Source organism: Pseudoalteromonas sp. 120-MNA-CIBAN-0494 (assembly GCF_040308885.1).
In the GTDB taxonomy this organism is placed as follows: Bacteria; Pseudomonadota; Gammaproteobacteria; order Enterobacterales; family Alteromonadaceae; genus Pseudoalteromonas; species Pseudoalteromonas nigrifaciens.
Genome location: NZ_JBEOOE010000005.1, coordinates 1 through 13,020, shown reverse-complemented (window position 1 = coordinate 13,020; position 13,020 = coordinate 1). Strand labels below are relative to the sequence as shown.

Sequence of the window (13,020 nt, the reverse complement as noted above, 5' to 3'; positions counted from 1 at the left end):
GAGCCCTAGGCTCCTTTTTTACTACTGTAATTAAAACTATTCAATAACCCAAGGCTGCGAAAACCAAAAATAGCTACCAGCATTGTTAATTGCAGGGGCGGTACAATTAAAGCGCGAACGACCTTTATTGAGCGCTTTAGGTGAGGTGACTTCTACTGTGTTTTTATTTATCCAGGTTAAATTAGCCTGGCCAACACTCGATACATAACAAGCAAACTGACTTTTATGAAAATCCCCCATAGTAAACTCAATAGTGAGTTTGGGTGGGTTTTGCGCCGTTACACTGTCTTCATAAGTGAGCGCGGTTATATTAAATGCGCGAGAATTCAATTTAGTGATCAGCGTATCTAATTTACTATAAAAGCCCGAAGCCGGAAAACGCGGTAAGCGACTAAAGTTAGAATCTTTATTTACAGCGCCAGAATGCTGACCTATACCAATAAAACCAAGCTCGGTTACTAGGGCTTGTAACTTATTGTTAAACTCGCCATACGGATAAGCTAAATATTTATAATCATGGCCAATTTCTGTTTTTATACGCTGCTGTGAATGTAGGATGTCTTGTTTAATGCGGGCTTGCCATTGTGCATCGCTTTCGTTTGCAAGCATATGGTGTAAGTAATCGTGTTGGCCACTATGATTGGCAATAAGTGCGCCTTTTTTTGCTAGCTCTTGGAGTTTATCCCAGCCCATTACATAGCCTTTACCTTCGTCTATTAGCTTAGGATTGACAAAAATTGTGTACGGATAGCCAAACTTTTCTAAAATTGGCGCTGCTTGCTCGTAATTATTGTTGTAACCATCATCGAAAGTAATAGCGACGGTTTTATCTGGTAAAGTGTGTTTTTGCTGCAACGCAGTTATCAGCTCATCTAAAGGAATAACATTAAAGTTATGCTCTTTTAAATAACTTAAGTGCTCAGTAAAAGTGCTCGCGCTAACACTGGTTACCGCCGGAAGGGTTTCACTAACGTGATGATACTGTAAAATAACGGCTGCTTGAGCGCGCAGTGAAATACTAATAAGGATAAATAATACTAAATGAAACAATTTCTTATACATAATAAAGCACACCATAAAAGCTTGTTGTTGTTAGCGGGTCCGATGATATTATCAAATATTACCGTCCCACTGTTAGGAATTGTTGATACTGCAGTAATTGGCCACTTAGGGAGCGCTCATTATTTAGCCGGTATTGCGCTGGGATCTGCGGTTATATCAATATTATTTTGGCTCGCAGGCTTTTTAAGAATGAGCACCACAGGGTTAGTGGCACAAGCTTATGGGCAAAACGATTTAACCCAATTGGCGGCGTTATTAAAACGCAGCTTAGTGCTTTCTTGCTTTGTTGCCGTATTGCTTATCGCCTTATCGCCTTTAATAAAACACGCCATTGCATTTTTATCGGCGGCCAATAGCGACGTGCTTACGCAAGCGTATCAGTATTTTAGTATTCGTATTTTTAGTGCGCCTGCGGCCTTATGTAATTTAGTACTATTAGGTTGGATGCTAGGTATGCATTATGGCCGTGGGCCGTTTTATTTATTATTAGTGACTAATATTACCAATATAGTGCTCGACATATATTTTGTTGTATACCTAGATTGGGCAGTAGCAGGCGCTGCATGGGCGTCACTTATTGCCGATTACACCGCGTTAGTTTTTGCCGTGGTGTTAGTTATTAAATTAGCTAAAAAACGCGGCATAAAACTAAGCGTACCAGGTTGGTTTAGCATTACAAAAATGACAAACCTACTAAGCTTAAACCGTGATATTTTTATTCGCTCATTTATTTTACAGCTCTGCTTTAGCTTTATGACCTTTTACGGCGCACGAATTGGCGAAACCACGCTAGCAGCAAATGCAGTATTACTTAACTTTTTAATGTTGGTAAGCTTTGCACTCGACGGTATTGCTTATGCCAGTGAGGCAAAAGTAGGGCATGCTAAAGGTCAACAAAGTGTAAAAAATATTGAGCTTTGGGTAAGAATAAGTGTGTTTTGGGGCGCGCTATTTGCCTTAGCATACAGTTTGTTTTTTGCTATATTTGGCCGCTATATTATTACGCTATTAACTAATGTGCCGGAAGTGATCACCACGGCTACGCTGTACTTGCCTTGGATTATAGCCTTGCCATTATTGGCAATGAGTTGCTTTTTATTTGATGGTGTATTTGTTGGACTTACCCGGGCAAAGGCAATGCGAAATAGTATGTTGCTCTCAGCAAGTGTTGGTTTTTTTGGTGTATTTGCAGTGTTTCATCAGTGGGAGAATAATGGTTTATGGTTAGCAATGAGCTGCTTTATGCTAATGCGAGGAGTAACATTAATAGTGAAATACCAAAAGTTAAAGGCAAATAATCAGTTATTAGATTAAGGTAATTTGGTGGCTTATTTCCATAGGTCGGGGTCGTGGTTTTTAGGCTCAATATTTTTAAGTACTTGTGAAAAGCGATTAGCAAAAATACCGCTGTAGCCCCAAGCAGCAAAAAACAAAGCTGGCACTAAAATAACAACGCCAATAATTTGCAAGCTGTAGTGACTGTAATAGCCTAAAAAAATAAATATCACGGCTAGCACAAACAGTGCTACGCCGCGAAAAAAACGCTTTAAGCTAAGCTTAGGGTTGCTCCCTAAGCTATATATAAGCGACTTTAGCATTAAAAATGCTTATTAATAGTAAGAATGATCGCCCGCTTGGTGCTCAGTAATATCGGCAACACCAGTGATCTCTTCAAACTTTTCGATCATCTCTTTTTCAATGCCTTCTTTTAACGTGACATCGATCATAGAACAACCATTACAACCACCGCCAAACTGTAATACAGCAATACCTGCAGCGGTAATTTCCACTAAGCTTACTTGGCCACCGTGGTTAGCAAGTTGTGGATTTACTTCGGTTTCTAGCATGTGTTGTACGCGTTCGTTTAACGATGCATCACCGCTAATTTTACGCGCTTTAGCATTAGGTGCTTTTAGTGTTAACTGAGTACCCATTTTGTCGGTAACAAAATCAATTTCAGCGTCTTCTAAAAAGGGTGCACTTTCTGCATCTACAACGCCGTCAAAACCATTAAAGTTTAGGCGAATATCGCTGTCTTCTACAGCGTCTTCTGGACAATAAGAAACACCACATTCCGCTTGTGATGTACCAGGGTTTACAACAAAAACACGAATGTTGGTTTGTTGTGCTTGATCTGCTAATAGTTTAGCAAAATGCGCTTGTGCTGTTTCGGAAATTGAAATCATAAGACCGTCTATACTTGACTAAATTACTCGGATACTGCATATCATACCCCGCTCATCGTGTTGCGGCTAGTGTTGAGCGTAAAAAGTTGGCATCTATTTTAAGCAATGCTAGCGTGCAAACAACAAACATTTTATGAGTAAATTATATGCGTATAATAATAAAAATAACATTAATGATAATGGTGGCAATACTGAGTTTTTCAACTCAAGCTAAACCATTGTCTTACTACTTTGCAGAGGATGTTGAGTTTGATCCAAGTATACCCACTCCAGAGCAAGTGCTTGGTTATCAAGTAGGTGAGTGGCATGTAAGGCACGATCAGTTGGTGCGTTATATGGAAATACTAGCACAAAAAAGTGATCGAATTAATTTTGAAGTAATAGGGCGCACGCACGAACAGCGACCATTAGTGATGCTGACTATTACCGCCGCCAATAAATTAAAAAATATAGAGCAAATTCGCCAAGCCCATTTAGCGCGTTTAACGCCTAGCAACACGCAATCACCAGAGCAGCCTGGTGTTGTATGGATGGGTTACAGCGTACATGGTAATGAGTCGTCGGGCAGTAATTCTGCATTGCTGGTGGCGTATTACTTAGCCGCAGCGCAAGGTAATGAAATAAATGAGTTATTAAATAATACCGTTATTTTACTCGACCCTTCACTTAATCCCGATGGTTTAGCTCGTTTTGCTAATTGGGCTAATAGTAATCGTGGTATGAACTTATCGTCAGACCCCGTTACCCGAGAACACGTGGAAAGCTGGCCAAGTAGCCGTACTAATCATTACTGGTTTGACTTAAACCGCGACTGGTTATTACTACAACACCCAGAATCGCGTGCGCGTATTGCAAAGTTTCATCAGTGGAAACCAAATATTTTAACCGACTTTCATGAAATGGGGCCAAACAGCAGTTACTTTTTTCAGCCCGGTATTCCATCGCGTAAACACCCGATTACGCCTGATGAAAATGTCAGCTTAACTAAAGCAATTGCAAATTATCATGCTAAAACATTAGACGAAAATAATGCGCTATACTTCACCGAAGAAAGCTTTGATGACTTTTATTACGGTAAAGGCTCAACTTACCCAGACGTAAATGGTGGCGTAGGTATTTTATTTGAACAAGCCAGTTCGCGCGGGCATATTCAAGAAACCGTAAATGGGCCTCTCAGCTTTGCTTTTACTATTAAAAACCAGCTGCTTACTAGTTTATCAACATTTAAAGCCGCGATAGACAACCGCCAAGCCTTACTCGATTACCAAGCTAAGTTTTATAACCAGGCGATAGATTTAGCAGCCGATGAAAGCTTTCAAGGTTATGTAGTTGCAGGTGCAGCCGATAACACCCGAGTTAACGACTTTTTAAGCATACTGCAACAGCACCAAATTAACGCTTACCCTTTAACAAAAGAGCTAAAAGCAGGTGGTGAAACTTATTCTAGCAATAGCTATTTTGTGCCTTTAGCACAGCCACAATACCGTTTAGTTAAAGCTATTTTTAGCGAACAAAAAAACTTTGCCGATAACACTTTTTACGATGTATCTGGCTGGACACTAGCGCATGCATTTAATTTACCCTTTGCTAAAGTAACCAGTAGCTGGGGATTAAAAGTTGCTGATAACGCATGGCAACAAGCCGCTACACCGCGCTTTGCACAACTTAATGAAGGGTATGCATTTGGCTTTTCGTGGGATGATACCTTGGCGCCAAAAATGCTCAATAGTTTACTGCAGCAAGGGGTAAAAGCCCGTGTTGCATTAAATTCATTAACGGCTAAGTCAGTAAACAGCGAAGAAGTAAATTTTGCAGCGGGGAGTATTATTATTCCTGCAGGGTTACAAACAAATAGTGATTGGATAGCACAACTTAATCAGGCGCAAAATGAGTTTGGCATTGCTATTAAGCCAATAACGTCAGGATTAACCAGTAAAGGTGCCGATTTAGGGTCACGCTCAATGGCGGTGCTTAGCGCTCCCAAAGTGCTGCTGTTAGGCGGTAAAGGGGTAAGCCAATATGAAGCTGGAGAAGTGTGGTACTACCTAGACCGTTTTGTGGGTGTTGCTCCAACCATTGTTGAGCTAGAGCGTTTGGGCTCAATTGAGCTAAGTAATTACAGCCATATTGTGCTGGCTCATGGTAACTACAGTGGTTTATCTGACGCTGATAAAGTGGCCATAAAAGGTTGGGTTAGAAAAGGCGGTGTTATTTGGGGTCACAAAGGCGGTGCTAAATTTTTAGCGGATCAGCAACTATTAAAAGCCAGCTACTTGTCTCGCAAAGAAGTAGCCAGTGCGTTTAAAACCGACGGTTTAAACTATGCTGATAAAGAGCATTTAGCTGGGCGTCAGCGTATTGCAGGCGCTATTTTTAATGCCCATGTAGATTTAACTCACCCACTTACCTTTTCATTACCACGTAATACGCTACCTGTATTTAAAAATAGCACTTGGTTGCTGGAGACCTCAGAGGCACCGTTTGTTAATGTGCTTACCTATACTGAGCAGCCATTACTTGCGGGCTTTACCGATGCTGTAAATGTTACTCAAGTTGCCGGCGCAGCAGGCTTAATTGCGCACTCTTACGGGCGTGGAGCAGTAATTGGTATGACCGACGATCCGGTGTTTAGAGGTTATTGGTACGGTACGAGTAGGTTACTTAGTAACGCATTGTTTTTTGGCCACACGTTTCGGGTAAGTGGCGACTAACTATTAAAATTTTAAATAGGCGTTAAGCAAGTGGTAAAAGCCCACACTTGTTTAGCGCCTGCCTGTTTTAAAGCCTGGGTGGCTGCATTAAGTGTAGCGCCTGTGGTCATAATATCATCAACAATTGCCACCGTTTTACCACTCATATCTGCAGTACATATAAATGCGTCTTTTAAATTTTTAACCCGCTTAGCTTTAGTTAGCTTAGATTGTGCGTGCGTTTTTTTATTACGTAACAGCGAATCACTAAGTAAATTAAAAGATGATAAACACGGTTGCCATACTTGTGTTACTTGATTAAAACCGCGCTGAAAAAATCGACTTTTATGCAGTGGTAATATAATAAAGGTATCGGGCAGCGGGTAATCAGGAGTAAAAAAAGTACTCAATTGTTTAGTAATAACTTGTTGTAATGCATTTTTATAATGTATTTGATTATTAAACTTAAGTTGCTTCAGCCATTGCTCAAAAGGGGGCTGGTAAAACGCACAGGAAAATAACTTATCAAATTCGCAGTTAGGAAACATTTCAATAATATCAGGGCGATATAGCAAGTTTTTTTGCTCGCTTAAATCAAATAATGGTAAATCTTCTAAGCAATACTCACACAAGCCCAGCGCGGCTGGGACTGGGCCTTGGCAAAGTACGCAATGCGACTCAAACAGCCAATTTATAAATGCGTGCTTCATCGGATAAATATACTCATTACAATCGCCTAGTTAAACGCTATTATAAACTTCAGTTTGGTTAAGGTTTGGCAAATATGCAAAATGAATTAGTGTTACTACATGGTTGGGGTATGAACAAAGGTGTATGGCAATTAGTGCAGCCAGAGCTAGCATTTATTCATAATAACAACGTACGCAGTATTGATTTACCTGGCTACGGTAGTAGTAAAACATGCCCAAACCCTTATACCTTACACAGCGCTGCAGCACTTTTAAGTGAGCAGTTAAAACCACACTCTATTTTAATGGGTTGGTCTTTAGGTGGGTTATTTGCACTATATATTGCTAAACATTGGCCCGAAAAAGTAGCTAAAGTGATACTTGTTGCTGCTAGCCCCTTTTTTGCAGAGCAAGCGCCGTGGCCGGGTATAAAAGCACAGGTTTTAACGCAATTTAAAGAGCAGCTTGTTAATCATGGTGAAAAAACCATAGAGCGATTTTTAGCTATTCAGGCAATGGGCAGCGAATCGGCTCGTGATGACGTAAAACAACTTAAACAATTGCTAAATCAATATAAAGCCCCTGAAAATGAGGCTTTGACTGCGGGTTTAGATATTTTACAAAATGAAGATTTACGAGCGCTATTTACTCATTGCCCTGTGCCTATAAGCGCTATATTTGGTCGTTTAGATGCACTTGTTCCTTATAGAGCAATTGCCCAAATGGCAGCACTTAATACTGAGTTTGAGTATGAAGTATTAGATAAAGCGTCACATGCTCCTTTTATTTCTCATAAAAATGAATTTATATCTGCCGTTAAATCAATGCTTTAAAATAGAGCGACGAATAGCGCTGGTTAAAGCTTTATTTTGCGCATTAGTTGAGCGATAATTAAACAATATTTATTTTAATGGAGATTTAATATGCCAATAGGATCTGCATTTAATAGTGGCCTAGAAGGGTTTAACCGAGCTAGCCAAGGAATTGAAAGAGCCAGCGCAGAAATTAACCGTGCCAGTATTGAACAACAAGACGATGCGCAACTAGCACAGCAGCGCCAACTTACGGCTGCTCGCTCAGAAGAAGCGGTTACTGCGCCAGTAGCAAAACCTGCCCGTATTGATGAAGCTTTGGTAAACTTAAAAGTTGAAGAGTTTAACGCTAAAGCGAATACGCAATCGATTCAAACTGCCGATGATGTGCTCGGCACATTAATTGATATAAACGTTTAAATATTATGAATATTGTCACGCCATTCCCGTCTATTAATATAAACACCGCAAATGTTTATACCGAAACTGCACGGCGTGATAATCAGTTGCGAGAAGTTATTCCCCCGCCAGCATCAAGTACGGCTAGTAGCACCGAAAATAAAGCCCAAAGTGATGCCGAAAAAGCTAAATTACCGGGTAACAGTGACCCAGCTACTTACGACGCGAAAGGAAAACTGGCCGGTGAAAAGTCTGTTGAGGCACGTGACGAAAGTTCAGGCAATTCAGATAATGCTGAGCAAGAAAACGAGCAAGAAAAAAACCAAACAACAGAACAAGAAGCAGCAAAAGAAGAGCAGCAGTTAGCGCAACAAGAACTACAAATTAAAGAGCTTAAAGCGCGTGATACCGAAGTGCGTGTGCACGAACAAGCGCATGCAGCAGTGGGTGGGCAACATGCGGGCTCGCCTAGTTATGAGTATCAGCGTGGCCCAGATGGCACTAATTACGCTTACGCTGTGGGTGGCGAAGTGCAAATAGATGTGGGGGCTATAAGTGGCGATCCACAAGCAACCATAGAAAAAATGCAAACAGTACGTGCAGCAGCACTTGCCCCAGCTCAACCATCGGGTGCAGATAGAGCAATTGCTGCCGATGCCACGCAAAAAATAGCCACCGCACAGGCTGAACTTGCAAGCCCAAAAAGTAATGAAGACGAAAAAACAACAAGTAAAGCAGCCGCTTCACTTTCAAGTAATGATAGCAGTGAAGAAAAAACAGCAAAAAGTGCAGAGCAAACGCGCGATACACAAGTTGAAGCACGCGCTGGGCGCATTGCTAATTTTTATCAAATGGCGACATCGCCCGCAAGCAACAGCGGTTTTTCAGCGCAAATATAGTTAACCTGAACTCTGGTTAAGAGATTTACTAACGTATTGAATTTATAATTATATTTAACTTTATTTTCTCTAGCCAGAGATTTTCAGTGAAAATAAGGCGAGTTTACGCGTCAATAGCTGGCCTATTGCAAGTAAATTCAACGCAGTTAGCGCTGAAAATAACTGCTTGAGATAGGTTTATTATCCGGAGATCAGGTTAGTTATGTAGCTTAAGCAATACTGAGCTTAAAGCTTTTATCAAAATACCCAAATAAAAAAACCGCTAACGCGGTTTTTTATTTTTAGCTAGATTTATTCGGAGCTATATAAGTATTACTTTTTCAGTTTAGCGTTAGCAAATGCATCAGCAAACGCATTGCCCATTAGCGCATTACCATTATCACGCTTTGGCTTAGCAGCTCTTGGCTGTGAGTTGTTGTTAGTGCGTGGCTTTTGCGCAGCAGGAGCTGCTGGCTTATTACTGGTATCAATGTCGTCATCTAGGCGCATGGTAAAGCTAATGCGTTTACGTGCGGCATCAACTTCAACTACTTTAACTTTTACAATGTCACCGGCTTTAACAACTTCACGCGGATCAGAGATAAACTTATTAGTAATTGATGAAATATGTACTAAACCATCTTGATGTACACCTACATCAACAAAAGCACCAAAATTAGCAACGTTAGATACAACACCTTCTAAAATCATTCCTGGTTTTAGATCGCTTATTTTTTCTACGCCGGCTTTAAATTCAGCAGTTTTAAACTCAGGGCGAGGATCGCGCCCTGGCTTATCAAGCTCGCTAATAATATCGGTAACGGTAGGTAAACCAAATTTATCGTCAATGTAGTCGTTAGCGGCTAACTTATTTAAAAAGTCGCTGTTACCCATTAAGCTATTTACATCAATGCTATTGTGCTCACAAATACGCTTAACAACAGGGTAAGCCTCAGGGTGAACAGATGAGTTATCTAGCGGATCGCTGCCGTTGTTAATACGTAAAAACCCTGCGGCTTGTTCAAACGCTTTTGGCCCTAAACGCTCTACTTTTTTAAGCTCACTGCGTTTTGCAAACGAACCATTAGCATCGCGGTAGTTAACAATATTTTGCGCTAAGGTTTTGTTTAAACCAGAAACGCGGGTTAGTAATGGCACCGAGGCCATATTTAAATCTACGCCTACAGAGTTTACACAGTCTTCTACTACTGAGATCAGGCTTTGCCCTAATTGGCTTTGCGATACATCGTGCTGATATTGACCTACACCTATGGCTTTAGGCTCAATTTTAACCAGCTCAGCTAGAGGGTCTTGTAAACGACGGGCAATAGAAACCGCGCCTCTTAGAGAAACGTCTAAATTAGGAAATTCATTAGCAGCAAGTTCTGAGGCAGAATAGACCGATGCACCCGCTTCGCTAACCATAATTTTATTAAGTTTAAGCTCGGCATTAGCTTTCATTAGTTCAGCAATTAACTTATCAGACTCGCGAGACGCGGTGCCATTACCAATCGCAATAAGCTCAACCTTATGTTGACGACAAAGTAGTTCTAAGGTGCGTACAGATTTTTCCCAGTGATTTTGTGGCGCATGTGGGAAAATAGTTTGTGTGGTTAAAAGTTTGCCAGTGCTATCTACAATCGCAATTTTACAACCGGTACGTAGACCAGGATCGAGCCCTAGAGTAGTACGCGGGCCAGCTGGTGCGGCCATGAGTAGGTCTTTTAAGTTTTTAGCAAATACATCAATTGCACCGGTTTCGGCTTTTTCGCGCATAGCCGCTAAAAATTCATTTTCTAAGTGTAAGCCTAGTTTAATTTTCCACGTCCACTGCACCACAGTTAATAGCCAGCTGCTAGCTGCTTGGTTTTTAATATCTAAGCGATAATGATCAGCTATCATTTGAGCACAAAGTTGCGCTGAATTTTCTGAGCTTGGTTCAGGATTAATATTAAGCTGTAAAATGCCTTCATTACGGGCTCTAAGCATAGCAAGCGCACGGTGCGAAGGTACTTTTTTAAGAGCCTCTTGATGCTCAAAGTAGTCACGATATTTAGCGCCAGCTTGTTCTTGGCCTTTAATTAAGCTGCTTTCAATAACCCCATTTTGACTAATGTAGCTTCTGAACTTCGCGAGTAACTTGGCGTCTTCGGCAAAACGCTCCATTAAAATAAACTTAGCACCTTCAAGGGCTGATTTTGTATCTGCTATGCCTTTATCGGCACTTACAAACTGCTCAGCTTGCTGCTCTGGATCTAGGTTGGCATCATTAAATAGTGCATTGGCAAGCGGCTCTAATCCCGCCTCTATTGCTATTTGCCCTTTGGTACGACGCTTTGCTTTATAAGGCAGGTATAAATCTTCAAGCTCAGTTTTACTTTGTGCAGCATTAATATCGGCGCTTAGCGCTGCAGTTAGTTTTTTTTGTGACTCTATAGTTGATAAAATAAAGCTACGGCGCTCTTCAAGCTCTCGTAAATACGACAACCTTTGCTCTAACAACCGCAGTTGCGTGTCGTCTAGTCCGCCGGTTACTTCTTTTCTGTAACGGGCAATAAAAGGAACCGTTGCGCCTTCATCAAGTAACTTTGTTGCTGCAACAACTTGTTGCTGTTGTGCGTTTAACTCACTGGCTAAACGTGCAGAGATATCGCTCATGCAAAAACCTTATAAAACAAAAATAAGACCAGTTAAATTAACTTAACTGGCGGGTCAATTGCTTGAATAATATCACAGGGGGGGGTAATAAAAAGGTCTTAAAGCAAGCTATTTTGCTTGCTTTAAGATGTAACAATCAAAGCGATAACTTTAATTGTTGTAAAGCGCTTTAATGGGGGTGATCTACGCTCTCTAGTACTTCACTAAATGAGTTAGCAATAGGGGTTATGTGCACAGGTATTTGCAGTGTTTTGGCAATTTCGCGAGCTGAAATTAAGCCACATATTTCATTATTAGCAGTAGTCACTAATAAAAACATAGCGCCACGGTGCTCCATTGTTTGTAGTGCATCGCCAATACATGCGTAGCTTAAGCTTTGCATGCTTACACCGAGTAAATTAGTTAACGGGGTCATTAAGTGGTGTAAGTTAACTTCGCTGCGCGGCAAGCCTATACGCTGGGCTATTATCATTGTTTTTGAGCTTTGTAAGTCTGCACTCGAAACAATGCCTATTAGCTTATGCTGCTCGTCGGTGACTAAAATAAAGTTTGAAGGTTGCACACTAAGTTGTTTTAGCGCTTGCTCAATGGTTGTATCGAATGATGCACGCACTGGTATTTTATTCGTAAAGTTATTAATCATTTTAATAGCAGGAGAGGTTAAATCAATAAGCGGTTGTTCAACAGCAAACGTGTTAGCAATAACGCCATGAGAAATATCTTGAATACGAAGTTCTTTAAAGTTAGACATATTAGTCACCTTATTTAGTTATAAAATTTAATAGTTTGAAAAGTAAGTTATTAAATTAAATAGCTAGGTGGGCCTCGCTGATGCGCGCAGCTAAAAGGTTTGTCTAAAATAGTACTCTGGTAATAAGAGTAGGGTGCTTTAGGGAGTGGTTGCAGTACCCTAAGGCTAATAACATAGGCATGAGAATCAAAGTCTATGTCGGGATTTGTTTGATCAGGAGTGTCACAAGCAATAAAGTGGGGAGTAACTATACTTGAGTCTAGTTGGGTGTTTTTAGGGCTAGCATGCAAAGTCAAACTTACACTCATGAAGAGTGCAAACAATACGGCATTACTTAATATGCGCGATACTATGTTTGACATAAATACGACCTTAATTAACGAGTCTCAAATTAAAATTGTGTAACTTGAGTTAAATCAGTTATAGCTCATTGCATTAAGTTACACAATAAAAAGTTAATATGATCTGAATCAAAGCAGCTTAACTATTTTTTTGATAGCTAATGCTATTTACGTACCACTGTTTTTTGCCTTGAGGGGTGATAACGTCAAACTCGTCATCTACTTGTTTTTTTAACAACGCTCGCGCCATTGGTGAATCAATCGAAATATAGTCTTTACGCTCGTAAATTTCATCGGGACCGACAATTTTAAACTTTTTAGTCTCGCCTTGCTCATTTTCAATTTCAACCCAAGCACCAAAAAACACTTTGCCATCTTGCACAGGCGAATAATCAATAATTTTTAAGTCGGGTATGCGCTTACGTAAGTAGCGCACACGGCGGTCTATTTGCCGTAGAAGCCGTTTATTATATTGATATTAGTACTACTGTGTTTCGCATACTAATTATCATTAAGTAAGTAATATAATTTGCTAAATCAATATAAATACTCTA

12 protein-coding genes and 1 pseudogene are annotated in these 13,020 nt (G+C 40.5%); 5 read left to right on the top strand and 8 right to left on the bottom strand.

All coding sequences use genetic code 11. The annotated features are described in order from the left end of the window. Nucleotides 1-36: 36 nt before the first annotated feature. Nucleotides 37-1,062: a polysaccharide deacetylase family protein gene (locus tag AAEY55_RS05385; RefSeq protein WP_011329491.1), complete on the bottom strand. Its 1,026-nt coding sequence runs from the start codon at nucleotides 1,060-1,062 to the stop codon at nucleotides 37-39. A gap of 42 nt (nucleotides 1,063-1,104) precedes the next feature. Here AAEY55_RS05385 and AAEY55_RS05380 point away from each other — a divergent pair, with 42 nt between their 5' ends. Further along, nucleotides 1,105-2,376 carry an MATE family efflux transporter gene (locus AAEY55_RS05380; RefSeq protein WP_089368991.1) on the top strand — a complete coding sequence of 424 codons (1,272 nt, stop codon included), beginning with the start codon at nucleotides 1,105-1,107 and terminating at the stop codon, nucleotides 2,374-2,376. A gap of 14 nt (nucleotides 2,377-2,390) precedes the next feature. Here AAEY55_RS05380 and AAEY55_RS05375 read toward each other — a convergent pair whose 3' ends face one another. Then, entirely contained in the window at nucleotides 2,391-2,660 is a 270-nt protein-coding gene (locus AAEY55_RS05375) for a hypothetical protein (RefSeq protein ID WP_011329489.1), read from the bottom strand. 12 nt (nucleotides 2,661-2,672) lie between these two features. Next, nucleotides 2,673-3,248, bottom strand: coding sequence for a Fe-S biogenesis protein NfuA (nfuA, locus tag AAEY55_RS05370; RefSeq protein WP_011329488.1), 576 nt, complete (start codon nucleotides 3,246-3,248; stop codon nucleotides 2,673-2,675). A 179-nt stretch (nucleotides 3,249-3,427) separates the two neighbouring features. Between nfuA and AAEY55_RS05365 the strand changes: the two genes are divergently transcribed. Next, complete coding sequence (locus AAEY55_RS05365; protein ID WP_089368990.1) at nucleotides 3,428-5,959, top strand: M14 metallopeptidase family protein; 2,532 nt, start codon at nucleotides 3,428-3,430, stop codon at nucleotides 5,957-5,959. An 11-nt stretch (nucleotides 5,960-5,970) separates the two neighbouring features. On the opposite strand, the gene AAEY55_RS05360 is transcribed toward AAEY55_RS05365, so the two are convergent. Next, nucleotides 5,971-6,648, bottom strand: a complete 678-nt coding sequence (locus AAEY55_RS05360) for a ComF family protein (protein WP_011329486.1) — start codon at nucleotides 6,646-6,648, stop codon at nucleotides 5,971-5,973. A 74-nt stretch (nucleotides 6,649-6,722) separates the two neighbouring features. Here AAEY55_RS05360 and bioH point away from each other — a divergent pair, with 74 nt between their 5' ends. From bioH to AAEY55_RS05345, 3 genes are all read left to right on the top strand, one after another. Further along, nucleotides 6,723-7,460, top strand: coding sequence for a pimeloyl-ACP methyl ester esterase BioH (gene bioH, locus AAEY55_RS05355; RefSeq protein ID WP_011329485.1), 738 nt, complete (start codon nucleotides 6,723-6,725; stop codon nucleotides 7,458-7,460). A 90-nt stretch (nucleotides 7,461-7,550) separates the two neighbouring features. Then, on the top strand, nucleotides 7,551-7,859 hold the full coding sequence (locus AAEY55_RS05350) for a hypothetical protein (RefSeq protein WP_011329484.1): 309 nt from the start codon (nucleotides 7,551-7,553) through the stop codon (nucleotides 7,857-7,859). 5 nt (nucleotides 7,860-7,864) lie between these two features. Next, nucleotides 7,865-8,737 carry a putative metalloprotease CJM1_0395 family protein gene (locus AAEY55_RS05345; protein WP_089368857.1) on the top strand — a complete coding sequence of 291 codons (873 nt, stop codon included), beginning with the start codon at nucleotides 7,865-7,867 and terminating at the stop codon, nucleotides 8,735-8,737. Between the two features lie 312 nt (nucleotides 8,738-9,049). Here AAEY55_RS05345 and AAEY55_RS05340 read toward each other — a convergent pair whose 3' ends face one another. From AAEY55_RS05340 to AAEY55_RS05325, 4 genes and pseudogenes are all read right to left on the bottom strand, one after another. Then, nucleotides 9,050-11,374: a Tex family protein gene (locus tag AAEY55_RS05340; RefSeq protein ID WP_089368856.1), complete on the bottom strand. Its 2,325-nt coding sequence runs from the start codon at nucleotides 11,372-11,374 to the stop codon at nucleotides 9,050-9,052. Between the two features lie 169 nt (nucleotides 11,375-11,543). Beyond that, nucleotides 11,544-12,125: a CBS domain-containing protein gene (locus AAEY55_RS05335; RefSeq protein WP_086998923.1), complete on the bottom strand. Its 582-nt coding sequence runs from the start codon at nucleotides 12,123-12,125 to the stop codon at nucleotides 11,544-11,546. Nucleotides 12,126-12,175: 50 nt separating this feature from the next. Beyond that, nucleotides 12,176-12,487, bottom strand: coding sequence for a hypothetical protein (locus tag AAEY55_RS05330; protein WP_011329480.1), 312 nt, complete (start codon nucleotides 12,485-12,487; stop codon nucleotides 12,176-12,178). A gap of 118 nt (nucleotides 12,488-12,605) precedes the next feature. Beyond that, nucleotides 12,606-12,944: pseudogene (locus AAEY55_RS05325) on the bottom strand (GreA/GreB family elongation factor); the annotation flags it as partial. Between the last annotated feature and the right edge of the window lie 76 nt (nucleotides 12,945-13,020).